Annotated in this window: 32 protein-coding genes; 16 read left to right on the plus strand and 16 right to left on the minus strand. The window is 65.7% G+C overall.

Features of this window, described 5'->3' with window-relative positions; genetic code table 11:
* Positions 1 to 13 precede the first annotated feature (13 nt).
* Positions 14 to 862 (plus strand): PspA/IM30 family protein, encoded by an 849-nt coding sequence (locus HAPAU_RS07455; protein WP_066381191.1) that lies wholly within the window; start codon positions 14 to 16, stop codon positions 860 to 862.
* A 64-nt stretch (positions 863 to 926) separates the two neighbouring features.
* On the opposite strand, the gene HAPAU_RS07460 is transcribed toward HAPAU_RS07455, so the two are convergent.
* Positions 927 to 1,424: an HPP family protein gene (locus HAPAU_RS07460; protein WP_066381193.1), complete on the minus strand. Its 498-nt coding sequence runs from the start codon at positions 1,422 to 1,424 to the stop codon at positions 927 to 929.
* A 107-nt stretch (positions 1,425 to 1,531) separates the two neighbouring features.
* Between HAPAU_RS07460 and HAPAU_RS07465 the strand changes: the two genes are divergently transcribed.
* Entirely contained in the window at positions 1,532 to 2,560 is a 1,029-nt protein-coding gene (locus tag HAPAU_RS07465) for a hypothetical protein (RefSeq protein WP_066381199.1), read from the plus strand.
* Positions 2,561 to 2,575: 15 nt separating this feature from the next.
* Here the strand turns inward: HAPAU_RS07465 and HAPAU_RS07470 are convergent, their stop codons facing one another.
* Positions 2,576 to 3,592: a hypothetical protein gene (locus HAPAU_RS07470; RefSeq protein ID WP_066381200.1), complete on the minus strand. Its 1,017-nt coding sequence runs from the start codon at positions 3,590 to 3,592 to the stop codon at positions 2,576 to 2,578.
* 180 nt (positions 3,593 to 3,772) lie between these two features.
* On the opposite strand from HAPAU_RS07470, the gene HAPAU_RS07475 reads away from it, so the two are divergent.
* Positions 3,773 to 4,801 carry a hypothetical protein gene (locus tag HAPAU_RS07475; RefSeq protein ID WP_066381201.1) on the plus strand — a complete coding sequence of 343 codons (1,029 nt, stop codon included), beginning with the start codon at positions 3,773 to 3,775 and terminating at the stop codon, positions 4,799 to 4,801.
* 43 nt (positions 4,802 to 4,844) lie between these two features.
* A complete protein-coding gene (locus HAPAU_RS07480; RefSeq protein ID WP_066381202.1) occupies positions 4,845 to 5,036 on the plus strand; it encodes a hypothetical protein in 192 nt (63 codons plus the stop codon).
* A 1-nt stretch (position 5,037) separates the two neighbouring features.
* Here HAPAU_RS07480 and HAPAU_RS22225 read toward each other — a convergent pair whose 3' ends face one another.
* Positions 5,038 to 5,397 (minus strand): hypothetical protein, encoded by a 360-nt coding sequence (locus tag HAPAU_RS22225; protein WP_245634050.1) that lies wholly within the window; start codon positions 5,395 to 5,397, stop codon positions 5,038 to 5,040.
* 28 nt (positions 5,398 to 5,425) lie between these two features.
* Here HAPAU_RS22225 and HAPAU_RS22230 point away from each other — a divergent pair, with 28 nt between their 5' ends.
* Together HAPAU_RS22230 and HAPAU_RS07490 are read left to right on the plus strand one after the other, a co-directional pair.
* Positions 5,426 to 6,115, plus strand: coding sequence for a hypothetical protein (locus HAPAU_RS22230; RefSeq protein ID WP_245634051.1), 690 nt, complete (start codon positions 5,426 to 5,428; stop codon positions 6,113 to 6,115).
* Between the two features lie 139 nt (positions 6,116 to 6,254).
* The gene (locus HAPAU_RS07490; protein WP_066381203.1) at positions 6,255 to 6,752 is read left to right on the plus strand and encodes an FxLYD domain-containing protein; all 498 of its coding nucleotides are present in this window, start codon (positions 6,255 to 6,257) and stop codon (positions 6,750 to 6,752) included.
* On the opposite strand, the gene HAPAU_RS07495 is transcribed toward HAPAU_RS07490, so the two are convergent.
* Together HAPAU_RS07495 and HAPAU_RS07500 are read right to left on the minus strand one after the other, a co-directional pair.
* On the minus strand, positions 6,741 to 7,775 hold the full coding sequence (locus HAPAU_RS07495) for a dipeptide epimerase (RefSeq protein ID WP_066381205.1): 1,035 nt from the start codon (positions 7,773 to 7,775) through the stop codon (positions 6,741 to 6,743). The genes HAPAU_RS07490 and HAPAU_RS07495 overlap by 12 nt on opposite strands.
* A complete protein-coding gene (locus HAPAU_RS07500) occupies positions 7,772 to 8,785 on the minus strand; it encodes a DUF1611 domain-containing protein (RefSeq protein ID WP_066381207.1) in 1,014 nt (337 codons plus the stop codon). Before HAPAU_RS07500 ends, HAPAU_RS07495 begins: the two co-directional genes overlap by 4 nt.
* Before the next feature lie 174 nt (positions 8,786 to 8,959).
* On the opposite strand from HAPAU_RS07500, the gene HAPAU_RS07505 reads away from it, so the two are divergent.
* From HAPAU_RS07505 to HAPAU_RS07515, 3 genes are all read left to right on the plus strand, one after another.
* Entirely contained in the window at positions 8,960 to 10,135 is a 1,176-nt protein-coding gene (locus HAPAU_RS07505) for an inorganic phosphate transporter (protein WP_066381209.1), read from the plus strand.
* 110 nt (positions 10,136 to 10,245) lie between these two features.
* Entirely contained in the window at positions 10,246 to 10,443 is a 198-nt protein-coding gene (locus HAPAU_RS07510) for a hypothetical protein (RefSeq protein WP_066381211.1), read from the plus strand.
* A 103-nt stretch (positions 10,444 to 10,546) separates the two neighbouring features.
* Complete coding sequence (locus HAPAU_RS07515; protein ID WP_084383680.1) at positions 10,547 to 12,433, plus strand: SLC13 family permease; 1,887 nt, start codon at positions 10,547 to 10,549, stop codon at positions 12,431 to 12,433.
* 3 nt (positions 12,434 to 12,436) lie between these two features.
* Here the strand turns inward: HAPAU_RS07515 and HAPAU_RS07520 are convergent, their stop codons facing one another.
* Positions 12,437 to 13,315, minus strand: a complete 879-nt coding sequence (locus tag HAPAU_RS07520) for a Vms1/Ankzf1 family peptidyl-tRNA hydrolase (RefSeq protein ID WP_066381212.1) — start codon at positions 13,313 to 13,315, stop codon at positions 12,437 to 12,439.
* A gap of 26 nt (positions 13,316 to 13,341) precedes the next feature.
* Positions 13,342 to 13,695, minus strand: coding sequence for a DUF5802 family protein (locus tag HAPAU_RS07525; protein ID WP_066381213.1), 354 nt, complete (start codon positions 13,693 to 13,695; stop codon positions 13,342 to 13,344).
* Between the two features lie 117 nt (positions 13,696 to 13,812).
* Between HAPAU_RS07525 and HAPAU_RS07530 the strand changes: the two genes are divergently transcribed.
* Together HAPAU_RS07530 and HAPAU_RS07535 are read left to right on the plus strand one after the other, a co-directional pair.
* A complete protein-coding gene (locus HAPAU_RS07530) occupies positions 13,813 to 14,439 on the plus strand; it encodes a DUF1405 domain-containing protein (protein ID WP_066381214.1) in 627 nt (208 codons plus the stop codon).
* 50 nt (positions 14,440 to 14,489) lie between these two features.
* Entirely contained in the window at positions 14,490 to 15,143 is a 654-nt protein-coding gene (locus HAPAU_RS07535; protein WP_066381215.1) for an ArsR/SmtB family transcription factor, read from the plus strand.
* Here the strand turns inward: HAPAU_RS07535 and HAPAU_RS07540 are convergent.
* Positions 15,140 to 15,586 (minus strand): hypothetical protein, encoded by a 447-nt coding sequence (locus HAPAU_RS07540; protein ID WP_066381221.1) that lies wholly within the window; start codon positions 15,584 to 15,586, stop codon positions 15,140 to 15,142. The genes HAPAU_RS07535 and HAPAU_RS07540 overlap by 4 nt on opposite strands.
* Positions 15,587 to 15,677: 91 nt before the next feature.
* Here HAPAU_RS07540 and gatD point away from each other — a divergent pair, with 91 nt between their 5' ends.
* Both gatD and HAPAU_RS07550 read left to right on the plus strand, forming a co-directional pair.
* Positions 15,678 to 16,928 carry a Glu-tRNA(Gln) amidotransferase subunit GatD gene (gene gatD / locus HAPAU_RS07545; protein WP_066381223.1) on the plus strand — a complete coding sequence of 417 codons (1,251 nt, stop codon included), beginning with the start codon at positions 15,678 to 15,680 and terminating at the stop codon, positions 16,926 to 16,928.
* Positions 16,919 to 17,821, plus strand: a complete 903-nt coding sequence (locus HAPAU_RS07550) for a GNAT family N-acetyltransferase (protein WP_066381225.1) — start codon at positions 16,919 to 16,921, stop codon at positions 17,819 to 17,821. The genes gatD and HAPAU_RS07550 overlap by 10 nt, the downstream gene beginning before the upstream one ends.
* On the opposite strand, the gene HAPAU_RS07555 is transcribed toward HAPAU_RS07550, so the two are convergent.
* Positions 17,796 to 18,086 (minus strand): ubiquitin-like small modifier protein 1, encoded by a 291-nt coding sequence (locus HAPAU_RS07555; protein ID WP_066381227.1) that lies wholly within the window; start codon positions 18,084 to 18,086, stop codon positions 17,796 to 17,798. The two genes, HAPAU_RS07550 and HAPAU_RS07555, sit on opposite strands and share 26 nt — an antisense overlap.
* 147 nt (positions 18,087 to 18,233) lie before the next feature.
* Here HAPAU_RS07555 and HAPAU_RS07560 point away from each other — a divergent pair, with 147 nt between their 5' ends.
* Positions 18,234 to 18,461 (plus strand): TrmB family transcriptional regulator, encoded by a 228-nt coding sequence (locus HAPAU_RS07560; protein ID WP_066381232.1) that lies wholly within the window; start codon positions 18,234 to 18,236, stop codon positions 18,459 to 18,461.
* Here the strand turns inward: HAPAU_RS07560 and HAPAU_RS07565 are convergent.
* From HAPAU_RS07565 to HAPAU_RS07575, 4 genes are read right to left on the minus strand one after another with little or no spacing between them, the layout of a single operon-like run.
* Positions 18,443 to 19,522, minus strand: a complete 1,080-nt coding sequence (locus HAPAU_RS07565; RefSeq protein ID WP_066381234.1) for a potassium transporter TrkA — start codon at positions 19,520 to 19,522, stop codon at positions 18,443 to 18,445. The two genes, HAPAU_RS07560 and HAPAU_RS07565, sit on opposite strands and share 19 nt — an antisense overlap.
* On the minus strand, positions 19,519 to 19,686 hold the full coding sequence (locus HAPAU_RS20885; protein WP_157078433.1) for a hypothetical protein: 168 nt from the start codon (positions 19,684 to 19,686) through the stop codon (positions 19,519 to 19,521). Before HAPAU_RS20885 ends, HAPAU_RS07565 begins: the two co-directional genes overlap by 4 nt.
* Positions 19,683 to 20,789, minus strand: a complete 1,107-nt coding sequence (locus HAPAU_RS07570; RefSeq protein ID WP_066381236.1) for a potassium transporter TrkA — start codon at positions 20,787 to 20,789, stop codon at positions 19,683 to 19,685. The genes HAPAU_RS20885 and HAPAU_RS07570 overlap by 4 nt, the downstream gene beginning before the upstream one ends.
* A gap of 38 nt (positions 20,790 to 20,827) precedes the next feature.
* Positions 20,828 to 21,307 (minus strand): cation:proton antiporter regulatory subunit, encoded by a 480-nt coding sequence (locus tag HAPAU_RS07575; protein WP_066381240.1) that lies wholly within the window; start codon positions 21,305 to 21,307, stop codon positions 20,828 to 20,830.
* A gap of 130 nt (positions 21,308 to 21,437) precedes the next feature.
* On the opposite strand from HAPAU_RS07575, the gene HAPAU_RS07580 reads away from it, so the two are divergent.
* The gene (locus HAPAU_RS07580) at positions 21,438 to 22,655 is read left to right on the plus strand and encodes a cation:proton antiporter (protein WP_066381243.1); all 1,218 of its coding nucleotides are present in this window, start codon (positions 21,438 to 21,440) and stop codon (positions 22,653 to 22,655) included.
* A gap of 61 nt (positions 22,656 to 22,716) precedes the next feature.
* Complete coding sequence (locus HAPAU_RS07585; RefSeq protein ID WP_066381245.1) at positions 22,717 to 23,874, plus strand: NAD-binding protein; 1,158 nt, start codon at positions 22,717 to 22,719, stop codon at positions 23,872 to 23,874.
* Here the strand turns inward: HAPAU_RS07585 and HAPAU_RS07590 are convergent.
* From HAPAU_RS07590 to HAPAU_RS07600, 3 genes are read right to left on the minus strand one after another with little or no spacing between them, the layout of a single operon-like run.
* Complete coding sequence (locus tag HAPAU_RS07590; protein WP_066381958.1) at positions 23,871 to 24,878, minus strand: AI-2E family transporter; 1,008 nt, start codon at positions 24,876 to 24,878, stop codon at positions 23,871 to 23,873. The genes HAPAU_RS07585 and HAPAU_RS07590 overlap by 4 nt on opposite strands.
* A 42-nt stretch (positions 24,879 to 24,920) precedes the next feature.
* Positions 24,921 to 25,919, minus strand: a complete 999-nt coding sequence (locus tag HAPAU_RS07595) for an AI-2E family transporter (protein WP_245634052.1) — start codon at positions 25,917 to 25,919, stop codon at positions 24,921 to 24,923.
* Positions 25,920 to 25,960: 41 nt separating this feature from the next.
* Positions 25,961 to 26,689, minus strand: coding sequence for a nucleoside phosphorylase (locus HAPAU_RS07600; RefSeq protein ID WP_066381247.1), 729 nt, complete (start codon positions 26,687 to 26,689; stop codon positions 25,961 to 25,963).
* Between the last annotated feature and the right edge of the window lie 118 nt (positions 26,690 to 26,807).

Raw genomic sequence — 26,807 nt, forward strand, 5'->3', positions numbered from 1 at the left:
CGCAACTACGGCTATGGGAATACTCTCGCGGATGTCGTACGTCATCCGGTCGAAGGTCAACGCGGTCCTCAACCGCTCCGAGGACCCCCGGGAAACGCTCGATTACTCCTACGAACAGATGCGCGACCGCCTGCAGGACGTCAAACAGGGGATCGCGGACCTCACCACCCAGAAGAAACGCCTCGAGATGCAGAAACGCCGCCTCGAGGAGAACGTCGAGAAGCACAACGAGCAGGCCCGCGAGGCCGTCGCCCAGGACCGTGACGACCTGGCCCGTCAGGCCCTCGAGAAGAAGAAGGCGAAGATGAGCCAGATCGAACAGCTCGAGACCCAGATCGCGGACCTCCAGAACAAACAGGAGAACCTCGTCGAGCAGAAGAACGAACTCCAGAGCCGCATCGAGCAGTTCCGCACGAAAAAGGAGACGATGAAGGCCCAGTACGAGGCAAGCGAGGCCAGCGTGCGCGTCTCGGAGGCGATGACGGGCGCGGGCGACGAGATGGAGGACGTCTCGCGGGCCATCGAACGCGCCGAGGAGGACACCGAGGAGATGGAGGCACGCTCCGCGGCGATGGACGAACTCCAGGACACGGGGGCATTCGACGACGCGCTCTCGGATCAGGACAGCATCGACCGCGAACTCGAGGCCGGCCGGACCGACAGCGAGGTCGAGGCCGAACTCGAGACGCTGAAAGGCGAGATGGGCAAGGAGACCGCGTCGGTCGAGGAACCCGAAACGACCGAGGACGACACGGAGGACGAAATGGACGCCGATTCAGACGAGAACGTCGACGTCGAGGAGGAACTCGAATCGAGCGAGATAGACGAGGAGCTAGAGGAGATCCGCGACGAAGGGCGCTGAGACGGCCGAACGATTGTCGATATACACGATTATATTCTTCGTCCGTTCACCCGTTCGAACGCGGCTATGACTCGCCGACCAGCCGATCGAACAGCAACAGAACGATCGAGTGGGTCTCGACGAGTACGACGACGCTGACGACGATGATCGCGACCTGCAGCGGCGTCGAAAGGAGTCCGAGGGAAACGATCAGCGTCGTGGCACACGCCGGGGCGTGGTTCGTGTCCGTCGCGATCATACCCCAACTCGTCAGGATTATCGAGCAGACGCCGCTTGCGGCCAGTCGGAGCCCGTCGGGGGAGAACGCCGCCGGCGTCGTGGTGATCGCAACGCCGTTGGCGAGCAGGGTGTAGGCGACGAGGCCGACGACCCCGCCGATGAGGTGACTCCCGACGATCCTGTAGGTTCTGGTGCGCTCACCCCGACGGTCGAACGCGAGGATGAACGCCGAGGGGCCGAGGCTCGGGAAGACGAACGGCTGGCCGCTCGCCCACGCGACGAGCCCGAGGACCGTAAAGAGAAACCCCGCATAGAGGCTCGTTCCGATCCGTCGGCGTACCATACCCGTCCTCTACCGGCACGTCCTAAAACCCTGTCCAACCTCCCAGCGGCGGTCGCCCTTTCCTGATCGGCAGATTGAGGTGGCGGACCCCTGTAGGCGGAGCCACTGTGAGCCAATCGGACGACCTCGTTCCGCCCGCCCATACGATGCGGGAACGGACCAACGAGAGCACGGTGAAGATCTGGTTTCTCGTCACGGCGAACCGCTGGATCGTCACCGGGCTCCTCTCGGTCGCGATGCTGGCCATCTTCGTCGGGCTCTACTTTCTCGGACCGACGAACCTCCGGGGCGTGTTGGGAGCGTCGTCGGTCGGCAACGTCTTCGGCTCGGTGATCATCGCCGTCGTCACCGGCGTCTCGCTCATCCTGGCCATCGCCCAGCTCGTGTTGTCCGAGCAGATGGGCCCACTCGGCGAGAAACAGGCCGAGATGCGCGATCAGATCGAGTTCCGAAGCGACATCGAAGAGCGGATCGACGACGCCGTCGGCCCCGCCACGCCGTCGGCGTTCCTCTCGGCGCTCATCGAGGCGGTCGACCGCCAGGCACGGGCGCTCAAGGACTCCACGACAGACGCCGACACGGACACCGAGGAACTCGTCGAGTACGCCGACTCGCTCATCGAGCACGGCGAGCAAGTCAGCGAGCAGTTGGACCACACGAAGTTCGGTTCGTTCGAGGTGATCCTGCCGGTGTTGAACTACAACTACTCCTGGAAGATCGTCGCCGGGCGAAAACTAGCGGCGAGACACGCCGATTCGATCACGGAGGAGACCGAGGACCACCTCACGGACGTGATCGAATCGCTTCGGTTCTTCGCCCCGGCCCGCGAGTACTTCAAGATGCTGTACTTCCAGTGGGAGATCAACAACATCGCACGGGGCGTGCTGTACGCCTCGATCCCCTCTCTGGCGATCGCCGCCTACATGATCCTCGCGTTCGACGCGAGCCTCGTTACGGGCTCGACGTTCGCGGTCCCCGATCGGTATCTCGCCGTCGGGATCGTCTACGCCCTCGCACTCCTGCCGTTTACGGTGGTACTCGCCTACATCCTCCGGATAGTCACCGTCACGAAACGGACGCTCGCGCTCGGTCCGTTCATCCTCCGGGAGACCAAACACGCGGGCGACATGGACTGATCGCAACGCGCGAGTTCAGTGTTCCGTGGTATCGGTCACGGCCGCCGATCCCTCCTCGGTCTCCTTGCTCGGGACCATCGGCCCGATCGAGGCGGTCCGTCGGCTCACCGTCGCAGAGCGGAGCACGAACGCCGAGAGCAACGCCAGCGGCGAGAGCACCACGAGTATCAGCAGGATGATGACCGTGGGCGCGACCGCCGGCGAGATCGTCAACCCCCGGATATCCCCGTAGAGCAGCCCGATTGTCACCGCGGCGAGGATCGCCGGGATCCCGAGGGAGGTAATCAGCCGCGACAGACGCGAGAGCTCCCGTTCCATGTACGTCGTCTTGAAGTGCGAGCGCGCCACGTTGAACAGCTGGAGCGTTTCGAGCAGGTCGTCGAGGGCCTCGTCGGTCTCCTCGTCGATCCCCTCGGCGTGTTCGCGCTGCAGATAGCGTCCGGCGTAGATCTGCTGGGAGTCGTCGTAGTCGATCGTGAGCGAGACGGCGTGAAACGTCCCGAAGTCGGCGTTTTCGAGCCGTTTGTGGGCGCATTCTGCGGCCTCGGAGACGGCCGCTGCGTACTCGGTAAGTTCCCGACTCTGCTCGTCGTCGTCCTCCGTGACGGTTTCTCCGAGCCGAGTCGCCCGGTGTTCGACCGCCTCCATCACAACCCCAAGCAGCGCGGTCGGCTCGGCGGGGCTGGCGTGGATGTCGGCTTTCCGGGCGATGTCCTCGCGCAGTTCCATCACGCCGGCGAGCCGATCACGAAGCTCCCCGGCCGAGGCGAACTGTCGTGAGAGGATGAGTTGGTTGATCGTGATGACGATCGTGACGACGCTGAAGGTGCCCGCGACCATCCCGTTGGCGAGGCGGTTCATCGAGTTCTCGTTGGTGAATGCGATCACGTCCATCGCGGTGAGCGCAGAGAGCACGAGGCCGCTGGCCGCGAGGATACCTGCGGTGACGAGAAACCGATTGCCGTCGAGGAGGATCCATCGTAGTAGTCCGCTTTCCGAACCGATCGTCGATCCCGTTCGCTCCTCTCCCATCGTCAGAACCGACGGCCGTCGGGGGTAAAAAACGTCTCCCGGCAGTGGCGACCGCTGCCGATCGCAGGATCGACGGCTCACTCGCCCGTCAGCGGGACGACGCGCTCGAACGTATCGTTCGGCAGATACGATCGAACGGACAACCGCATCCTTTTGTGAGTTCTCTCCTACCACATCGTAATGAGCGACGAGCCGAGCGACACGATGCGCGAGCGCGCCGAGGAGAGCGGCACTCGGCTGTGGGTGTTGATGCGGATGAACCGGTACGTGCTCGCGGGGACGATCATGCTCGGCGTGTTCGTCGCGATCGTCTCGCTGGGATTCGTCGGTCTGAACCCGCTTCGGGTGCTCTCGGTGCAGGACCCCGACGCGATCCAGACGCTGTTCAGTTCGATGGTCGGGCCGATCATCACGGGCGTAACGCTGGTCGCGACCATCGGACAACTCGTGCTCTCACAGGAACTCGGGGCGGTCGGCGACCAGCGCGAACGCATGCAGGAGGCCATGGAGTTTCGCCGCGACATCGAGTCCAAAACCGATCAGGGCGTCAGCCCGCCCGAGCCCTCCGCGTTCCTGCGCGAACTCGTCGCGGGGGTCGAGGACCACGCCGAACGCCTCCGCGAGGAGATGGGAGACGAACGCGACGAGGAGCTAAAAGAGCGGGTCACCGAGTACGTCGACGCGCTGGACGAGCACGCGGAAACCGTCCGCGAGGAGATCGCAGACACTCAGTTCGGGACGTTCGACGTGCTCTGGGCCGCGCTCGATTTCAACTACTCCTGGAAGATCTTTCAGGCCCGCGAGATCCGCACCGACCACAGCGAGGCGCTTTCCGAGGAGGCCGACGAGGCCCTCGACGACCTGATCGTCTCGCTGCAGTTCTTCGGTCCCGCCCGCGAGCACTTGAAGACGCTGTACTTCCAACACGAGCTGATCAACCTCTCGCGGGCGCTGTTGTACGCCGGGCCGCCGGCGCTGGTCGTCGTCGCCGCGATGATCATGTACGTCGACCCGGGCGCCGTCTCGGGGGCCGTCCTCGGGATCGATACGCTCACCCTGTTGGTCAGCGGCGCGTTCGTCCTCACGCTCGCGCCGTTCGTCCTCCTGGTGAGTTTCGTCCTCCGGATCGCGACCGTCGCCCAGCGGACGCTGGCGATGGGGCCCTTTATCCTGCGGGAATCGAGCCGCGACGCCGACAGCGATGTCTGAACCCCAGCGGTTAACCTCGCGGCCGGTCCCCGTTGGAGTACCGATGGACGGAGACACCACGTGGGAGTACCGGACGCTCGTCCCGCCGCGGGAGGCGACCCAGAAGGAAGCGGGCGACCCCGAGGCGGAGATGAACGAACTGGGCGCGGACGGCTGGGAGTTCCCCGGAACGATCGACTACACCGGCGGCGGCACGAAGTACCTGCTGTTCAAGCGTTCGACGGCCGGGGACTGAGTCAGTTGTCGACCGCGCCGATGTCCTCGGCGTCCTCCTCCTCCTCTCGAAGGATGAACGGACCGATGGTGAGCGTGCGCTGGGAGACCGTCACCATCCGCAACACGAACGACAACAGCAGCGCGAAGGGGAACAACGAGAGGACGATCACGACGGAGACGATCACGAACGCGCTGTCGAGCCCGAGGAGCGTCCCCGAAAAGGGCGCGACGTCGAAGGCAAAGCCCATGAACGTCGTCAACCCCAGCGCGGGCATCGCGGTGTAGAGCAACACCCGCGAGACGTCGATCAGTTCGTGTTGGTAGTACAGTAGTTTGAAGTACTGGCGGGCGGGCCCGAAGAGACTGAGATTCTGGACCAACTCGTCGAGCAGGCGGTCGGTCTCGGGCGTGAGTTCCTCCGCGTGGCGCCCTCGGAGCCGGCGGGCGGTTCGTCCAGGAGTAGTTGAAGTCGAGTACCGCCGACAGCGTTTCGAACGTCCCGAACTCCGCGTCGTCGAGGTCCCCCATTACCTGTTTGCCGTGCTCGTCGACGAGCGTCGCGAGCCGTTCGATCTCCGCCGCGGCCTCGGAGTCGGGCTCCCCGGCGACCTGCTCGCGGAGCGCCGTCGCGTCCTGTCTGGCGCCCAAAATCAGGGTCCGGAGGAATCCCGTCGGCGTCGCGGGCGGGACGCCCACGTCCATCGAGGTCTGGACGTCCTTTCGGAACTGGATCTCGTCCTGCATCCGGCTCCGCTGCTCGCCCAGATCGCCCATCTCCTCCGAGAGGATGAGCTGGCCGATCGTCAGGGTGAGCGCGATGCTCGTGACCGTCGCAAGGAAGATCGACTGGAACAGCGAGCGGATCGACGAGGTCGTCAGCGCCGTCTCGAACGACCGCGGGAAGGCGAGTCCCACGAGCGTGATGACGAGAAAGGAGATTCCAAGAAGGATCCCCGCGACTGCCCACCGGTTACCGTCGATGAGAAACCAGACCTTGGGCCGGCTGTCGCCGACTCGTTCGCGCATCGTGTCCGCCGGCGGCGACAACACTTCCTCGGCATCGACCATGCGTCGCTCTTGTCGGGGGGCCGCCTATAATCGTTCCATACCGAGACGGCCGACGGTGGTCTGCCGTCCGGGGCCGCTCGATATCAAGGAGCAGATTCAAGCGCGCGCGCTTCGATCTATCGATACATGGACTCGCACGCAGCCCTCGACCGGAGGGGAGGTCGATAGCATGGGACGGTACGAGGAGATCGGACGCCGCCGGTTCGTCGCGTTGGGGGCGGGCGGTCTGTTCGGCCTCGCGGGCTGTCTCGGGTCGGGGTCGTCGGGCCAGCCCACCTACGAATCCGGTGACGTCCCCGACGACATCAACGGCAGCGAGCGCAACACGAGTGAAATGGCCACCGCACAGGCGGCCGCGGGCACGACTCCGCGCGGCGAACTCGCCCCGCTCGAGGGACTCACGATTACCGATCACGAGTTCGTCTTCGAGGGGAGCTACACCGGCTCGACGGTCCAGGGAACGGCCGAGAACACCGGCAGTACGCGGATCAGTTCCGCGGAGGTCCGGGTGCGAGTCTACAACGGCGACGGCCAACAACTCGGGCTGTATATCGCCTCGACCACGGACCTCGACGCCGGCGAGGAGTGGTCCTTTCAGGTGATCCTGCTCGAATCGCCCTCGGACATCGCCGACTATGACATCGCGTCGGTCGGCCTACCGGACTGACGCGCCGGTACCCCGCGAAACTCCTATGAGGTCGATCTCCCCCTCGGGCATCGCAACGCCTCCGTAGGGGTCCTCCGCGAGCAACAGCGACCCGTCCAGATCTGCGTAATCCAACAGCGGCGCGAGGTGACACGCCGCGGCGATCGAGGCGTTCGACTCGGTCATACAGCCCAACATCGTCTCCAACCCGTGTGCGCGCGCCGTCTCGAACATCGCCCGCGCCTCGCGGAGCGAGCCACACTTCATCAGCTTGACGTTCGCGATGTCGGCGATTTCGGCCACGTGAGGGATATCCGCAAGTGTCACACAGGACTCGTCGGCGGCGATCGGCAGCGCCGCCCGTTCGCGGACGAACCGCATGCCCTCGGGGTTCTCGGCGGGCACGGGCTGTTCGACGAACTCCACGCCGAATTCGTCGAGCGCCTCGATCTTCCGCACGGCCTCGCGGGGTGACCACGCCTCGTTGGCGTCGACGCGGATCGTGGCGTCGGGAGCCTCCTCGCGCACGGTCTCGATGATCTCTTCGTCCCGTCCCGTCCCGAGCTTGACCTTCAGCGTACTGTAGCCCCGCTCGCACGCGGTGGCGGTCTTCTCGGCCATTCGGTCCGTGTCGTCGATCCCGATCGTATAGGAGGTTGCTACCACTTCCTCGGGATCGAGCCCCCAGTAGCGATACAGCGGGAGACCCATTCGGTTGGCCACCAGGTCGTGCAGCGCGATCGATATCGCACACCGAGCGGCGGGGTTGTGGTTCACTCGCTCTTTCATCCGGCGCTCGATGCGTGCCAACTGGTGGGGATCGCCCACGTCCTCGACGACCGCCAAGAGCGTGGGCAAGACGGCTTCGACGGTGTCGACCGTCTCGCCGTAATGGGCCGAGGGTGCGGCCCCACCGATCCCCTCGTAGTTGCCGTCGTTCACGCGGACGATTACGTTCTCGGCCTCCTCAGTGGTGCCCCGCGAGATAGTGAAGGGGAACTCCAGTGACAGCGAGACGCGCTCGAACTCGGTGTCGAGGCTCACAACAGCGCCTCCAGCACCTCGCTCTTCTCGAAGCGGACGGGATCGGTCGCGGGCACGCCCAGATCCTCGGCGTACTCGGAGACGGCGTTGCGGGCGGGTCCGTCCTCGACGATGTCCATCGTGTTGAGCGCGCCCGCGGCCACCTCCGTTTCGTGGACCGGCGCGGCGAGGTCCTCGTAGAGATCGATGTAGGTCTCGACGGGCGGGATCGAAAAGTCCTCGTAGCCATGGATCGACTCGCGACCGGCCGCGTGACAGAGCACCAGCTTGTCGGGCATCGATCCGTGGAGGATCCCGCAGGTCACCGCCGAGTAGGCGGGGTGGATGATGGTTCCCTGACCCTCGACGAAGAGGTAGTCGTACTCGTCGCCCTTCTCGACGATCATCTCCTCGACCGCCCCGGCGGTGAAATCCGAAACCACGCGGTCGATCGGGTTACCCCAGCCCTCGATCATGATACCCGTCTGACCGGTCGGGATGAACGCGGCGTCGATGCCCCGTTCCTGGGCGGCGCGCGCGAGTTCGAGCGAGACGGTCATCTTCCCGACCGAGCAGTCGGTCCCAACGGTGAGGATCACCTCGGCGTCGACGTCCTTCCCGATCCCCTGGCTCACGGTGAGGTCCTCTCTGGGCTTTCGCACGTCCCACAGCTCACAGTCGTTTGCCGCGGCGAGTTCGGCGAATTCGGGGTCCTCCGAGAGGAAGTAGTGCAGCCCGGAGATCACGTCACACCCCCGGTTCAGGGCGTTTTCGACGTCCGCACGCCAGCTCTCGTCGAACCCCCCACCGATCGGGGCGATCCCGATCAACAGGGCGTCGGCGTTCTCGACGTCTTCCATGCCCGAGACAATGGGGGCATCGGGCACGCCCGGCAGGTACTCGTTGACCTGTCCGCCCGCGCGATCGCGATCCAGCACGGCGGTCACGTCGTAATCGGAGTATCGGATAACGCCGACGGCGGTCTTTGCGCGCTCGGGGAACTTCTCGTGTGCGAGAACGGCGACTTGCATACCGGAGGGAGGCACAAGGGGATGTTAACCCTTTAGATGCGGATCGGCACGCGTTCGGGACGGATCGGAACAGCCCGCTCACATATCATTCGAACGACGTTAGGTTCGATATCCGATATAAGCCACCGGGTTATGATCGCAACCTATACACCGATCCATTCCGTAAGTTATCGTATGGTTTCTGTGTTCTTGACTTTGGGTATACTGGCTGCGGTGTTCGTCGGGTTCAACATCGGCGGCTCCTCGACGGGCGTCGCGTGGGGGCCATCGGTCGGTGCGAAGATCATCAACAAGACCGCCGCCGCGGCGCTAATGACGTTTTTCGTCTTCCTCGGAGGATGGACGGTCGGGCGGAACGTGATCGCGACGCTCGGCGGGGACATCGTCCCGCAGACGATCTTCACGATCGAGGCGAGCATCGTCGTCCTCTTTTTCATCGGGCTGGGGATGCTGGTCGCGAACGTCTACGGCGTGCCGGTCTCGACCTCGATGACGGCCGTCGGCGCGATCTCGGGACTCGGACTGGCGACGGGCCAACTCGACATGGCGGTGCTCGGTGGGATCGTCATCTGGTGGATGGTCTCGCCGATCGTGGGGTTCTGGTGTGGTGCCGTCGTCGGGCGCTATTTCTACCCATATCTCGACCGGAAGTTCGCAATCCAGCAGTCCGAGGGCCCGCTTCTCGCCCTCGATCGCACGGGTGCGCTCCCGAAACCGGCGCTAGGGCCCGGAACGACCCCACGGGAGGCCGTCAGTACGGTGGTCGTCGTTCTGATAGCCTGCTACATGGCCTTCAGCGCGGGCGCGAGCAACGTCGCAAACGCCGTTGCGCCCCTCGTCGGTGGCGGTCTCATCGGGATCGAAGCGGGTGTCACGCTCGGGACGGTCGCGATCGGGCTGGGCGCCTTTACGATCGCGCGCCGGACGATGGACTCGGTCGGCAACGACCTTACGGCGCTGCCGCTTCTGGCCGCGACGATCGTCATGGTGATCGCTTCGAGCATCACCACGTTCCTCTCGTGGCTCGGTATCCCGATGAGCCTCGCGCTGTCGACGGTCATGACGATCGTCGGATTGGGGTGGGGACGGGCCACCCGTCAGGCGACCGCGACCGACCTCGTGCGGGGCGATCTGGACGAGAGCGTCTCGGTCGACGCGATCACGGCAGAGACGGCGGAGGAGATCCCGCGGGTCGGCGAGGAAACGCCCGAGGACCTCCAGGGCGTCGAACAGCTGTTCGACGGGTCGGCCGTGATCCGGTTCGTCTCCTTTTGGATCATCGGGCCGTCGCTGGCGACGATCCTCTCGTATATCGCGTTCGTCCTCCTGCCGATCGCCGGGACGCCGTGAGCCGGTCTCCTGACGCCCCCGCTGGAGACGAGTGCGGGACGCGGATCGGATCCGTCTCTAGAGAAGGGAACAGAGCTATGGTCGGGACCCCTCTATAGCCTCGGACACGGATGGTCCGAAAGAAGAAACTGAGTCCGAGCGGGACGAAAGACCAACAGGGCGAGTACCACAACGTCCATCTCAACCTCCACGAGGACGAACTCACGGTCGCCGGATTGGACATCGGCGACGAGGTGTTCGTTCGCGTGCGGAAGGACAAGATCATTATTCAGTCCACCGATCAAGAGACCGTCGAACACGACTTATAGCCGATTGCTTCGCGGGCCATCGTTCCGTCTTCCGATCCGCCGTCGACGAACCCGTAGGGGACGTCCTGTACGTTTTTGCTTGCACGCGGTGTAGGACCGAGAAATGCCATTCCTGCGTTCGCTTTTCCCTCCAGCGGCCTCCTTTTTACAGACCGCCGAGATCCCCGCCCTCACGACGGGGATGCTCGTCGTCTTCGGGATCGTCCTCCTCGCGCTCGTCCTGTTCGTCACCGAACCGGTTCCCATCGACGTCACCGCGATCGGGGTGATGGTGACGCTGATCGTCCTCGAACCGTGGACGGAGATCGGGCCCACAGAGGGCGTCTCGGGCTTTGCGAGCTCCGCGACGATCACCGTTCTGATGATGTTCGTCTTGAGCGAGGGGGTCAGGAAGACGGGCCTCGTTCAGCTCGTGAGCGCCGGGATCTCCGAGTTCGCCGGCGACGACGAGCGAAAACAGCTCGGCTCGATCATCGGCGTTTCCGGGCTCTCTGCAGGCTTCATCAACAACACCCCGGTGGTCGCGATCATGATCCCGATGGCGAGCGATATCGCCCGTCGAGCGCGGGTTTCGCCCTCTCGGTTCATGATCCCGCTCTCCTTTGCTTCGATGATGGGCGGGATGCTGACGCTGATCGGCACTTCGACGAACATCCTCGCGAGCGACGTCTCCGCACGACTGCTCGACCGGCCGTTCTCGATGTTCGAGTTCACGAGTCTCGGCGCGCTCGTCCTCCTCGTCGGCTCGCTCTATCTACTGCTGGCCGCCCCGCGGTTGTTGCCCGACCGACTCCCCGCGGAGGGCGACCTCGCCGAGGAGTTCGGGATGGCCGACTACCTCACCGAGGTAGTCGTCCGCGAGGACTCGCCCTTCGTCGGGCGGACGGTTCGGGAGGCGATCGAGGGCGAGGAGTTCGAGTTCGACCTCGTCCAGCTGGTGCGAGACGACGAGGTCTTCGGCGAGCCGTTGGCCCAGAAGACGATCCGACCCGACGATATCCTCGTCGTGCGCACCGGCCGGGACACCGTGGTCGACATCATCGACATCGAGGGGATCGACCTGCTCCCGCACGTCTCGTTTACCGACGCCGACCTGGCCGCCGACGAGGCCGGGCGGCGAACCGAGCGCGGCGTCGAACAGGACCTCGTCGAGGTGATGATCCCACCCGACTCCTCGCTGGTCGGCGAGACGCTCGTGAGCGGGAACTTCCGGGACCACTACGACGCGACCGTCCTCGCGTTCCGCCGGGGATCGACGGTGTTGCACCGCCGGATGGACCACGTCGAGCTTCGCGGCGGCGACACCCTGCTCGTTCAGGCCAGCCGGGGATCCATCGAGCGACTGGGTACGAACCGCGAGTTCGTCGTCGGAAGCGAGGTCGCCCGCGCCGAGTATCGGCGCTCGAAACTCCCGACCGCGCTCGCGATCGTCGCCGCGGTCGTCGGCGTCGCCGCCCTCGATCTCTACCCGATCCTCGTCACCTCGATGGCCGGGGCCGTCGCGATGGTCGCGACCGGCGTGCTCGAACCCAACGAGATCTACGACGCCGTCGATTGGTCGGTGATCTTCATGCTCGCCGGACTGATCCCGCTCGGAATCGCGATGGAACGCACCGGTGCGGCCGCATTCCTCGCAGCACACGTCGTCACCACCGTCGCCACGATGGACGCCGTGATCGTCCTCGGGGTCTTCTACCTGTTTACGGCGCTGATCACGAACGTCATCAGTAACAGCGCCAGCGTCGTGTTGATGATTCCCGTCGCGGTCGACGCGGCGAACCGGATCGACGCGGAGCCGTTCTCGTTCGTGCTGGCGGTGACGTTCGCCGCCTCGGCAGCGATGATCACCCCCATCGGCTATCAGACCAACCTGATGGTCTACGGTCCCGGCGGTTACGAGTTCACCGACTTCGCGCGCGTGGGTGCCCCCCTCCAGTTGATTCTGATGGTCGTCACCACGCTGGGGATCGCCGCCATCTGGGGCGTCTGAACCTTAGAGCCGGTAGAGCCGGGTCGTAAAGAAGTCCCGGAACGCCCCTTCGAGGGCGTCCTCAGGGTCGCCCGTCGCGTCGACCGCCCGCGTGGCGTCGGCGTCGAACTCCGTCAAAAGGGTGCGCTGGCCGACGACGATCAGCCGGTCGGCGTCGCGGCGCGTCAGTGCGTCTCGGCACTTCTCGAGGTGAGCCGCGATCTGATTGTCCCGACGACGCTCGAAACGGCCCTGTGAGAACCCGCCCTTCGAGTGGTCGCCCTTCACGTCGCTCTCGAAGGCGTGAAACGACTCGCGCTCGCTCCCCCGGTACTCGCCCATCGCGAAGAGGTCCGAGCGGACGAGCGCGAACGCGAACTCGCCCTCCGGGAGGAACCAGCCGAACTCGAGATCGACCGTATCGCTCCACGTCCAGAACGGGTCGGGCGCGAGTGGCGGCCGGAGGACGACGCTCACGAGTCCGGCGTCGTCCGTGATCGCGAGACACGGCGCGGCCCGCGAGAGGAGCGCCGCACGCTCGCCGAACGCCTCCTCGATCTCCGTTTCGAGTTCGTCGTCGATCATCGCGGTCAGTACGCCCTCCTCGCCGGTTCGGAGGATGTCCAGCCGATCGAGGACTTCGCGGAGGCGCTCGCCACGCAGTGTTTCGACCCCACGAAACTCCAGTTCGGCCTCCTCGTCTACCCGTTCGAGCCGTCCTTCCAGATCGCTGATCCGGTCTTCGAGGCGGTTCTCGCGCTCCTCTGCGTCCTGTTTGTCGCGTACGGCCTCGCGGCGGCGCTCGCGCTCGGCTGCGAAGCGCCCCTCCAATCGTTCGCGTTCCGCTTCCAACTCGGCGATCCGCTCCTTGAGTTCGGCCCGGCCGAGCAACCCGTCGAGCATACCGGAAGACCGGGGGTGGATGGCTTTTATCTTCCGGCCCGGTCCGGGGAAACGATCTCCAGCAGTTGGGAGGCTCGATCCGCCTTCGCCAGCAGTACCTCTCGGGGCGCCGGCAGCGTATCGATGTAGCCCGGATCGAGCCGTTCTTCGGGGACCAACAGGGTGTGTTCAGGGACGCCGTCGTCGCCGTGAACCGCGAAGTGCTGCTGGGAGAGCTTCATCACGAGCGGGAGGTCGAGGCGCTCGACGCCGTCGCCAGTGGCGTACAACTGTTCGTTGACTCGCTCGTGGTGGTCACGGCGCAACACCGCGTGCGCTCCACTGTAGGGCTCGACGAACAGCCGCCCAACGTAGTAGCTGCGGGAGAATGTCTCAAACATGCTATACGGTATCACGTTTGGCGCGAGAGGATATAACGGTTGTGGGACATGTTTATATCGAACCACGGGACGAGGACAGCGGTACGGCTTTGTCGGTGGCGCTCGCCTCACCGGACGATGATTCCTCGTCGGTACGCCCGCTACTACCTCGAGAACGCCCCCAGCCTGGTCTGGCTGCTCGGCGTCAACGTCCTCGCGATGCTCGTCGGCGTGCGGTTTTACGTCGAGACGATGCCGGCGATCCCGACGTTTCTGTGGCTTCTCTACCTCGACTCGCCGGCCGCGCTGTTTCTCGGTACGCTCTCGCTGGTGACGCTGCTCGCGAACCTCGGGCGTTCGCTCGACGAGGTGTCCCACAACCGTGCCCTCGCGTATCTGCACACGCTGGCGTTCGTCTGGCTCGTCAAGTACGGACTCTGGACCTTCGTGGCGTTGAACCTCGGCTTCTCGAACTACTTCCCCGACCTCTATGACTACTGGTTCATCGTCATCACACACCTCGCGTTCGTCCTCGAGGCCTTCCTGATACCCCATTACGGGAAGACCACACGGGGGGCGCTGGGACTCTCGCTCGTCCTCCTGCTGGCAAACGACGTCTTCGATTACGTCTTTGGTTCCCACCCGCCGCTTCGCTACGACCCCGGACTCGCGCTCCCGATCTCGACCGTGGGCCTTTCGATCCTCTCGGTCTGGCTCGCTGCACGGGCGTTCAACAGGCTAGAGCCTGCCAGTGCAAGCCGATAATACCCGAACGGAGACACGCTTTTCAGTCCTCATCGCCTACCTCGGAATAGATGGACTCCGCGGCGTTGCTGGATCTCCTCGGAAACGAGAACCGACGGCGGATCCTGCGTCTCCTCTCGCATAAGCCCTGCTACGTCACGGAGATCTCGGACTATCTCGGGGTGAGCCCGAAGGCGGTTATCGACCACCTCCGCAAACTCGAGGAAGCGGGACTGGTCGAGAGCCGGGTCGACGACAAGCGCCGCAAGTACTTCCACATCGCGCGCAACCTCCGGCTCGAAGTGAGCGTCTCGCCCTATGGCTTCGCCTCGAAGAGCGCCTATCCCGCGAGTTCGAGCCTCGACATGACCAGTTCCTGTACCCACCTCTCGATCAACGTCACCGCCACCGACGGCGGCGACATCTGCGATCTGGCGGGCGAACTCCGAACCCTCGAAGAGCTCGAAGACGAGCTCTCGCTGGCTCAGCGCTGGGTGCAGGGTCGGATCGCCGAGGCCCACGAGCGCATCAGCGAGGCGATCGGCGACGCCGAGAACAGCCGGCTCTACGCCGCGGTCCTCTCGGCGCTCGACGGCGGCGCGACACGGACGGAGACGATCGCCGAGGAGACCGACCTGCCGATGCCGGTCGCCGACGAGGCCCTGTCGGTGCTCGCGGACCACGGGATCGTTCATCGAACCGAGGGCGGCTGGGCGCTCGACTAGAGCTCGCGGGTGAGTCCGTCCCGGAGATCCGACCCGAAGTACGCCCCGAGCGCCCCGAGTACCAGTCCGAGGACTGCACCGAGCGCGACGATCGCCAGCCCGTTGTCGGCGAGAATCCACGCGAGCGAATCGAACACCGTCGAGAGCCCGAGAACCGCCGCACTCGCCGTTCCCGCCTCCGCCATCGGACGGCGTTCGCTCGCGACACCCAGGAGGAAGGCGGCGATGAACGCCCCGAGGAGCCCGCCGGCGAGCGGGATCGTCGCTCCTCCGACGAACACGCCTACGGCGACGAGTGCGAGCGCCACGAGGAACCGTTTCGGGGAGAAGAGCGTCCCGGCCCGCTCGCGGATCCGCCCTCGGGGGGGCTCCGAGGACCCGTCGAGGTCGACCTCGTGGTCGGCCGAGCGGGTTTCGGTCAGCTGGTCGGTTCGTTCCGCCATACTGACACTCGTCCCCGGAGGAGCAAGGAGTTTTCGCCCGCCGGGAACCGTGAACGAGTGGATTGAAGTCCGATCGCCGGAATCCACTACTATGAACGCAGGCGACCGCGTCCGCACGAAGCGGGCCGACACGGAGTACGAGGGCGTCCTCTTGCCCTCCTCGACGTCGGAGCACCTCGTCCTCAAACTCGACGGTGGCTACAACGTCGGAATCGAACGCGGGGATGTCGAGGTCGAGCTCATCGAATCGGACGTCTACGACATCGGCGGCGAGAACGGGGGCGAGAGTTCGGCGATCGAGTTCGACGAGGACCTTCCGACGGTCTCGCTGATCTCGACGGGCGGGACGATCGCCTCGACGGTTGATTATCGGACCGGTGCCGTCACGGCCCAGTTCGACGCCGAGGACGTGCTTCGGGCCGTCCCCGACCTCGCCGGACTCGCGAACTATCGGGGTCGCGTCGTGGCGAACATCCTCTCGGAGAACATGACACCCAATATCTGGCGCGAGCTCGCCGAGGCGGTGTCCGAGGAGATCGAGGCCGGTGCCGACGGCGTGGTCGTCATGCACGGTACCGACACGATGCAGTTCTCCGCGTCGGCGCTCTCGTTCATGCTCGACACCCCCGTTCCGGTGGTCTTCACCGGCAGCCAGCGCTCGGCGGATCGCCCCTCCTCGGACAACGTCATGAACGCGGTCTGTGCGGTCGAAGCCGCCAAGAGCGACCTCGCGGAGGTGCTCGTCTGCATGCACGCCACCGACTCCGACGACCGGTGTGCGCTCCATCGCGGGACCCGAGTCCGGAAAAATCACACTTCTCGGAGGGATGCCTTCGAAACCGTGGGTGCAAAGCCGTTGGCGGAAGTCGACTACGAGAGCCGCCAACTCACGGTTCGGAGCGAGCACGCGACGCGGGGCGAGCGGGAGCTCGCACTCTCTTCCGACCTCGAAGCCGACGTCGAACTCCTGAAGTACACGCCCGGGATGGGTCCGGGGGCGCTCTCGATCGCCGAGAACGCGGCGGGCCTCGTGATCGAGGCCACCGGTCTGGGCCACGTCCACACCGACTGGATCCCCCGGATCGAGGAACTTGTCGAATCGGGGACGCCGGTCGTGATGACCAGCCAGTGCATCGAGGGACGGGTCTGTGATCGGGTCTACGACACCGGACGTGATCTGCTCGACGCAGGCGTGATCGAGGCCGGCGACACCCTGCCCGGTACTGCGAAGGTCAAACTCATGTGGGCGCTCGCGAACGCCGGGTCGGTCGCCGAAGTAGACGAAACGATGCGGACCGACGTGGCGGGCGAACTCACCGAACGATCCGTGCCATGGAGTTGAGGGAGGCCCGTCTGGAGGACCACGAGGCGGTCGCCGCCTTCACCCGCGAGACATGGCCCGACCGCGAGGGCGAGGACTACATCCCCGAGGTCTACCCCGAGTGGATCGACGGCGAGGACACCCACACCCTCGTGGTCGATGCCGGCGACGACATCGCTGGTATCGTCCAGTGTGTCTTGCTCTCGCCCGACGAGGCGTGGTGTCAGGGGATGCGCGTCAACCCCGAGTTTTGGGGAGCTGACGTCTCGAAACGCCTGAGCTACGGGGCGTTCGAGTGGGCACGCGAGCGGGGCGCGCTCGTCGCGCGCAACATGGTCTTCTCGTGGAACGCTGCCGGACTCGGCCAGTCCCGATCGGTGGGGTTCGAGCCCGTCACCGAGTTCCGCTTCGCACATCCCGAACCGGATCCCGACGCCGATCCCGCCCTCGAAATCAGCGCGGATCCGGCCGCCGCGTGGCGCGCGTGGGCCGAAAGCGACGTCCGCGAACACCTCCGTGGACTGGCGCTGGACACGGACGAGTCGTGGGCGATGTCCGAACTCACGCGGACGGCCCTCGAACGCGCGGCCGAGGAATCGGCGGTCGTCGCCGTTCGCGAGGACGGCCTACGGGGGATGAGTTATCGAAGTCGGATCGCCGAGCGCGAGCGGGAGGGCGAAACCGAACGCTTCGCGGAGTACGGCGTCGCCTCTTGGGACGACCTTCCCGCCGCCCGCGCGCTCTTTGCGGCCATCGCCCGCGACGCCGCCGCGGTCGGTGCGGACCGAACCAGAGTACTGATCCCCGAGACCGCCCGTGCGGTCTCGGATGCGGCCTACACCCGAACGGAGATCGCCGACGAACCGGATTTCGTGCTGAGTGCGGACCTCAGCGCGGAGCGGATCCGCCGCTGACGGGGGGAAACAGCGCGAGTTCGTCGCCGGCTTCGAGTTCTGTCCCCAGTCCCCCTTCCTGTGTGAAGACATTCGATCCGTTGCGAAGCAGGTTGATGTGATCCTCGAGTTCGCCGTCCTCGTCGAGTACCCGTTCTTCGAGCGCCGGATGGGACTCGAGTAGCGCCTCCAGTGCCTCCCCGACTGTGTCTCCGGGCCCGGCGTCGACCGCGATCCGTTTCCCACCGGCCAGCTCCGCCAGATCGGCGAAGAGTTTCCACTCCATACCCGTACTCGCTTCCCGGACCGAATGAGCGTTCCGCTCGTCCCCTCGTCACACGCCAGCACACTACATTATGACATTATATAACACACTTACGCATTAGCCGATATATGGATTAGGTTTATATTGGATGGCAGACAGCATTCCGGTATGAGCGCGACCACACTCACCCACGACCGCACCGAAATCCCGACGGAGATCGAATCGACCGGTTCGAAGCTCGTCTACCTCTACCTTCAGACCGCCGGCGAGGCGACCATCGAGGAACTCCAGTCCTCGCTCGGCATGAAACAGCTCGCGTTGTTCCCCATCCTCGATACGCTCTCGAGTTCGGGACTCGTCGCTCGCGACGGCGAGCGTTACACCGTCGCGGCCTGATCGAGCGCGTAGACGACCTCACCCTTCTCGAGCCGGCGATCCGAATCGGGCAGTGCCTCGAAGCGCGCTCCCTCGATCGCCAGCACGACCCCGTCCCAGTCGGCGACGCACGTTCCCGCGAGCGAGGCGTCCACCTCGCGTTCGCGCGCGACGGAGCGAAACAGCGTGCGAACGCTCCGTTCCGCACCGGTTCCCACCCCCAGCGTCACCAGCCGGTACTCGCCGGACTCGAGCGGTGTCTCGCCTGATTCGAGCGCGAGGGTGGCGATCTCCTCCGTCGAATCCCTGAGTTCGCCCGTCGAGACCCGCTCGCCCGCGTGCCAGAGTTGGACGGTGTCGCCGGGGCTCGCACCCGGGGCCGGATCGGCACGGATCGCGACGGCGCTCGTATCGGGCGCGAGCCTCGGTCCGAGTCCCGACGCCCGGAGCCCGACCGAGAGGTTCCTCACCGTTCCGTCCGTGCCGATCTCACAATCGACGTGGCCGATCCCGTGGTCGTCGGCGAGCCGGGTTTCGAGCCGATCGCGCAGCTCCGCGACGGTCAGCCCGCGTGGGAAGACGAACGTCGCCCCCGCTAGCTCCTCTTTCGTCCCCTCGGGGACCGGCTCGTAGCCCGAGACATCCCCGATCGTCGCCGGGAGCGTGACGGTGATCACACGCCCGACCGCCTTCACGAGCGGGCTAACCTCGCCCTCGACCGAGCGCGCCCCCGTAAGCACCGAGGAGTTCGCCGCGAGACGGTCGCCAACGCGCCGGCCGACGTCGGCCGCCCCCGCGCTGGCGGCGAACGCGAGGACGTTTCGGAGGACGACCGGGAGCGCGAGCGGATCCGTCCCCGGGGCGACGTACTGGCTCAGCGCGACGACCGTGTTGAGCCAGACCGCGACCGCGCTCAGCCCGACGAGCACGCCCAGCCGCGCGGGCATCGTCTCGCGGGCGTACAGCCGGTAGCCCGCCGCGATCGTCCCCGTGACCGCCCCCGCCAGCACCGCGAGTCCGAGCACCCTGACGGCGACCGAGATCGCGGTCCCGATCGCGATCTGGATCTGGAGCGAGATCACGCGATCACCGCCAGAGCCGTGTTCTGGCGTCGTCGTGCTCGCTCGTTACACTCGTTACCGGTGGCTTCGCGGCCGTTTTCCAGCGGGACTCCTCGAAAACGCTTCGCGTTTTCGGGCTCGCGGAAATCTCCGATTTCTGCAGACTTCGGTCCCGCCCGGCTCACGCGACCACCTCCCGAAGCGCCCGAAGCGCGTCCGGCGTTCCCACGGCCAACAGCTCCTCGTCCCCGTCCGTGCTGATCGGTCCGTCGGGAACCTGCATCCCGCCGGTTCCGCGCACTGCGAGCACCTGCGCGCCGGTCTCCGCACGGAGCGCGTCCGGATCGAGCGTCCGCCCGCGCCCGATCCCGATCCGCCGAACGCGGAGCCCCACCGCCTTCAGCCGGGCGAGCAGGTCCCGCCCGTTGGGCTCGCCACGGATCGCGACCCGGACCTCCTCGGCAACGAGGACCGACTCGACGGCGGTCGGCGAGACGGCGACGGTCAACCGTCTCGTCTGCCGGTCCTCTTCCGGTTCGCCGACGCCGAGAACCCGTCCCTCGACCGTCCCGTCGGGGAGCCCGAGGAACGTTCGATCGCCCCGATCGGCACCCGCGGGGATCAACGCTTCGACCGAAACCGCCCGCTTGCCCGTCGGAACGCGCCGGGAGAACCCCCCGAGGGCGGGGGCGGCCACGACCGTCGCGTTCGCGCGTCGGTCCAGCGAGACGCTCACCGTCTCGAGGTCGTACGACGAGCGCAGGCGGTCGCGCACGCGCGTTTCGAGCTCCGAGAGCGGCAGGTCGGCAGGGAGGGAGACCCGTTCGTCCTCGAGTTTCTCGCGCAGTCCGTCGGGAAGCGGCGGGTACCCCTCGACGTCCTCGACGGTTTTGACCCGAACGCGGACCTGTCCGAACCGACCGACCCGCTCGACGACGTCGGCCGAGAGCGTCCGTCTGCGGATGGATTCGAGGGTGATCCGTCGCGGGAACGCCTCGCCCATCTTGTCGCCCTGGTTGTGCGCCCAGAAGGAGGCCATCAACACGACCAGCGCGGCGACGACACCCACGGGAGTCTCGGAGATCGCGGGATCGAGCAGGCCGAGCAACCCCCCCGAGAGGCCGGCGATGGCCGCCGCGACGACGACGACCCCGAGTCCCGGGACGGTGACGCCGGTCACGTAGCGAAACGAGAAGCCGAGCGTCCACGAGACGAACGCGGGCAACACGCCCGTGAGGGCACCGAGATAGAGTCCCATGAGGAGCTGTGCGAGGATCGATTCGGGCATGGGAAATCGCTCCCGGCGACCGACTATAGGCCTGTCGACTACTCCAGCAGTTCCTCGAGGTCGCGTTGGTTCTCGCGGGTGCCGACCGCAATGACGATGTCGCCCTCCTCGAGGGTGAAGTCGGCCTCGGGGCTGGCGATACACTCCTCGCCGCGCTCGACGGCGATGACCGTCGACCCGGTCCGTTCCCTGACCCGCGCTTCCTCGAGAGTCTCTCCGACGACCGGCGTCTCCCCATTGAGGGTGTACCACTCGAGGATGACGCCCTCCCCGAGCGTCGCCTCGGGCGATTCGGTCCGAACGGGCTGGAAGAAGGCCCCCTCGAGGATCGATCCGACGACCCGGGACTCCTCGTCGGTCAGGTCGAGCAGTTCCTCCCCGTCTGCGTCGGGCGACTCCCGATAGAACAGTTCGCGACGGCCGCTGTTGTGAATGACGACGACCGCGACACCCCCCTCTTCGAGGTCGACCTCGAAGCGCTTGCCGACCCCCGGCAGGTCCGTTTCCGAGACGTCCATACACCGACTTCTAGCTTCGCGCGTATAAATGTAGAACCCTCGGGCGGATGGAAAGACTATTCCTCGGTCTCTCGTATCGACTAGATATGTATCGTAGGTCGAGCGCCCGGCTTCTGTCGTTTCGCTGAATATGGCCGTCGAAAACCACCTACTCGACGTCGGGGTCATGTTCGCCGCGGTCGCCACGATGGGCCTCGTCGCGGACCGACTCGACCAGTCGGTCATCCCGTTTTACATCCTGATCGGGATGCTGCTTGGTCCGCACGTCCTCGGGCAGATCGGCCTCCCGTTCGTCGAGGAGACCACCTTCGTCGAGATCGGCGCGGAACTCGGGATCGTCTTCCTCCTGTTTTTCCTCGGGCTGGAGTTCAACCTCGACCGACTCATCGAGAGCAAGGACCGGATCGGGAAGGCCGGCACCATCGACCTCGTGGTCAACTTCGGGGCCGGACTCGTCCTCGGGTACGCCGTCTTCGGGACGCTCCTGTCGGCCCTGTTGATCGCCGGAATCGTCTACATCTCCTCGTCCGCGATCATCACCAAGTCGCTGATCGATCTGGGCTGGGTCGCCAACCGCGAGAGCGACCCGATGCTGGGGACGCTCGTCTACGAGGACCTCTTCATCGCGGTCTACCTCTCGGTTGTCTCGGCGCTCGTCCTCGGTGGAGGCGACGTGGGCGAGGCGCTTGAGTCGGTAGGGGTCGCGATGGGTTTCATCCTCGTGTTGCTCCTCGTGGTGTATTTCGGTACCGCGTGGTTCGAGAGGGCGTTGCACACCCAGTCCAACGAGTTCTTCGTCCTGCGGGTGATCGGGATCACCGTCCTCGTCGCGGGAGCGGCGCTGGCCGCCGGTGTGAGCGAGGCCGTCGCGGCCTTCTTCATCGGGATGGGCTTCAGTTCCACGAACTACGTCGACGAACTCGAACACAACTTGGAGGCGATCCGGGACACCTTCGCCGCGGTCTTTTTCTTCTGGATCGGCCTCGTCACCGATCCCCTGTTGTTCCCGGCGGTCGCCGGGCTGGTCGCACTGGCCGTCCTGCTCACGACGCCCACGAAACTCGCAAGCGGCTTTCTCGCTGGGCGGGTTTATGGCCTCGACGAGCGCCGGTCGACCCGCGTCGGTCTCGGCATGGTCACCCGCGGGGAGTTCTCGCTGATCATCGCGACCGTCGCCGTCGGCGGCGCGGGTGTGACGCTCCCCGAGACGACGGCGAACACTATTCAGGCGTTCGCGGTGGGTTACGTCCTCGTGATGAGCATCCTCGGGACGACCCTGATGCGGTACTCCTCGGTCTTCGAGGAGCGTGTCGTCGCGCGGCTGTCGAACGACCCCGCCGGGACCTGAGGCGGGTCCGAGGTCGTCCCCGACACGAGGGGTCTATAACGCCGAGCGAGCGAGGGGTAGTATGGAGTGGGGCGAACGCTGGGGGCTGATCGGCACGCACCTGACGGTCGCGCTGACGGGCATCGTCGCCGTGCTCTCGATCATCACCGGGATCGCGAACATCAGCGCGCCGGCGGTCGGACTGCTCTACGACCGGATCGCCATTCCGGTGATCGTCCACCGGACCGCCGGGTTCACCGGGACGATGACCGGCTTTCTGATGTTGCTTTCGGCCTACGGCCTTCGCACCCGCCTCCGGGTCGCGTGGTGGTCGACGGCCGTCCTGTTGCCGATGACCGCGATCCAGGGGCTGCTCCAGTCGAGCGTGCTCTCGATCCCCCTCATACTCGTCTCGGTGCTGGCGATGCCCAACCTGCTCGCGAACCGCGCGCAGTTCGACCGCGAACTCGAACTCACGAACACGCAGATCGCCGCGGGACTCGCGTTAGTCGGCGCACAGGCCTACGGGACGCTGGGAACCTACGCGCTGCGCGAGGAGTTCGCCGAGGTCGAGACGATCCTAGACGCGTTTTATTTCACGCTCGTCACCGCGAGCACCGTCGGCTACGGCGACGCGACGCCGACGACACAGGAGGCACGGCTGTTCGGGATGTCGGTGCTTCTCGTGGGCACGGCCAGTTTCGCGGTCGCGCTCGGTGCCCTGCTCAGCCCCGTCATCGAAGCCCGCCTCGCTGCCGCACTCGGAAAGATGAACGACGCAGAACTCGCCACACTGGACGATCACGTACTGGTTCTCGGCTACGGCGAACTCACCGAGCCGATCCTGCAGGAACTCGAAACCCGCGCCCCCTTCGTCGTCGTGACCGACCACGACGAGCGCGCAGAGCGCCTCGCCGACCGCGACGTCCTCGTTCTTCGGGGCGATCCCAGCGACGAGGAGACGATCGAGCGCGCCGGGCTCGAACGCGCGCGGGCGGTCGTCGTCGCGACCGACACCGACGCCGAGGACGCCCTGACGGTGCTGACCGTCAGACAGCTTCGCCCCGATGTTCGCATCGTCTCGGCGGCAACGGACCGCGAAAACGTCGTCAAACTCAGGCGTGCGGGGGCGGATACGGTGATCAGTCCCGCGACCATCGGCGGGCGGCTCATGGTCCAGTCGGCGCTGGGTCGGGAGGACACCGAGGACGTCGCCGACAGGCTGCTGGGCGACCGTTAGAGCGCCTCGTAGTGTTCGTCGAAGATCTCGAGGACGACCTTCAACGCGCCGACGAGTATCGGGCCGATGAACAGCCCCATGAAGCCTATCAGGTAGACTCCGCCGATCACGCCGACGATGATGACGCTCGGGTTGAGATTCGCATGGCGGTCGACGAGGATCGGCCGGAGGAAGTCGTCGGTAGCGTTCACCACGATCATCCCCCAGACGATCAGCGCCGCCCCCGCGACCGTCCGTCCGCTCGTGACGAGATAGATCGCCGCGGGCCCCCAGATCAGGATGGAGCCGACGATCGGGATCAGCGACAGGACGATCATGATGAACGTCCAGAAGACGGCGTTGGGGATCCCGGTGACGATCAGTCCGAGCCCTGCGATGCCGCCCTGGACGGTGGCGACCAGCACGTGGCCCAACAGGACCGCCCACGTGATGTCGTTCAGGCTCGTATAGAGGTCGTCCTGAACCGTCTCCGGCAGCGGCGTGACGGTCCGAACCCACCTGTAGAGCTTCTCGCCGTCCTTCAAGAGGAAGAAGAGGACGAAGACGAGCAGCCCTAGCCCCACGAGGACGTGGGTGAGCGCCGAGACCGCGCCGGGCACGCCCCCGGCCAGCGTCCGTGCGGCGCTTTGTGCGTACCCGCTCAGTCGTGAGGCGAGATCGATCTGGACGCCGGCGTACTGCTGGATCAGCGCTTCAACCTGCGAGACGCCGAACCCGCTGAACCCGCCGTTTTGGAGTTGTTGTGCGAGCGCCATCGCGTCGCCAGCGACGGTGGCCCCGATCACGACGAACGGGACGAAAAAGGCGATCACCGCCCCGACGATCAGGACCAATGCAGCGATCCCCTCACTCAGCCGTGATTCGAGCCGGCGCTGGAGCGGATAGAGGACGAACGCGAGTAGCAGCGCCAGCATCACGTACTGCAGAAACGGCTGGATCATCGCGAACGAGACCGCGAGCAACAGCACGATCAGCCCGAGCAGAAATCCCCGTCGTATGTTCATACGGGTCCTGAACATGCCCGCCGGATAAAACGCGGCCTTGCGTTACCGATCGACGTAGTACGTATCGAACGTCTCGATGGCGATCTTGAACGCGCCGACGATCACCGGTCCGAAAAACAGCCCCATCACCCCCAGTAGGTAGAGCCCGCCGACGACCCCGAGCATGATCGTCGCGGGGTTGAGTTGGGCCCGCCGGTCGACGAGGATCGACCGCAGGTAGTTGTCCGAGAACCCCACGACGGTCACCCCGTAGAGGAACAACGCGCCACCCGCGACCGAGTTGCCGAGCACGACGAGATAGACCGCCGCCGGCCCCCAGACGAGAAACGCGCCGACGACCGGCAACAGCGCGAGCAGCATCATCACGAGCGTCCAGAAGACGGCGTTCGGAATGCCGGTCACTGCCAGGCCGATCCCCGCCAGCAGCCCCTGGATCGCCGAGACGAGGACGTGGCCCACGAGCACCGCCCACATGAGGTCGTCGACGTTCGACGAGAGTTCCTCGAGGACGACGTCGGGAAGCGGCGTGACCTCGAACAGCCACTCCGTGAAGTACCGCCCGTCCCGAAGGAAGAAAAACAGCAGGAACGCCGAGAGGGTGATGCCGATCACGGCATGGGTGAACACGCCGACCAGATCCGAGGCGCTCCCGACGAGCACGCTCGCGAAGTTCTCCCCTGCAGTGCCGAGCGTCGTCGAGAGGTCGACCTCCCGGCCCGTCGCATCGGCGATGACGGCCTCTGCCTCTCCGAGGTCGATGTCGCTGTCGCTCAGGCGCTGGGCTAGATCGAACGCGTCGCTGGCGACGAAGGAGACCAACGCGGCAAACGGCAGGATGACCGCGCCCGTCGCACCCCCCATCAACACGAGTGCACCCCCCGTCTCGCCCGTAACGGGCGCGAGACGCCGATAGATCGGGGTGAGCAGGTACGCGATCAACACCGCCAGCAGCAGGTACTGGCGGAACGGCCAGACGATCGCGAGCGACAGCCCGCCGAGCGCGCCGATCACGACCAGCATGAACCCCCTGCTCACATCCATGCGAGATGACACGCTATCGAAGGGGATAAAACGACCCGGCGCTACGAGAGCGCGACCACGGCATCGAGGCTGATGCCGATGGCGCGCTCGACATTGTCTTTGGCCTTCTCGGGCAGTTCCTCGTCGTCGGTCTCGCCCTTCTGGGTCCCCTCGACGAGGTTTCCATCAACTGTGCAGATCGCGCCCGCACGCATCCCCTTGCGCCGCGCGAGAGTGAAGACGGCGGCGGCCTCCATCTCGACCGAGAGGATGCCCGCCCGCTCCCACTCGTCGACGTACGCGTCGGTCTCGGCGTAGAAGGCGTCGTCGGAGGCGATCGGGCCGACGTGGACCTCCTCGCCCCGACTCTCCGCGCCGTCGACCAGCGCCGAGAGTACGCCGTAATCCGATACGGCGGGGTAGGTGACCGACTCGTAGCGTTTCGTCGTGCCCTCGTCCTTGGCCGCGCCGGTCGCGACGATCATGTCGCCGATCTCGATGTCGCTTTGCAGGGCGCCCGTCGTTCCCACGCGGATCACCGTCTCGACGCCCACGCGTTCGAGTTCCTCGATCGCGATGGCCGCGGAGGGACAGCCGATTCCCGTAGAGCAGATCGTCAGGTCCGTCCCTTCGTAGGTCGTGTTGACGAGTTTGTACTCGCGGTTTTCGGCGACGACCTCGCTTTCATCACAGAGGCCGGCGATCCGGTCGACGCGGCCGGGGTCGCCCGGGATCAGCGCGATCTCATTGAGGTCGCCCGGCTCCACCAAGAGGTGTGGCTGTTTCGCCATACGCCCGCCTCTCGGGGGCCGGCCAAAAGCCGTGCGGTCCTCGTACTGTCGGCCATGGGAGTCTATCTGCGGTGGCATGAGTCGACGGACACCAGCATGAACCGCGCCCGCCGTGGCT

This window comes from Halalkalicoccus paucihalophilus, from assembly GCF_001593955.1.
GTDB classification, from domain to species: domain Archaea; phylum Halobacteriota; class Halobacteria; order Halobacteriales; family Halalkalicoccaceae; genus Halalkalicoccus; species Halalkalicoccus paucihalophilus.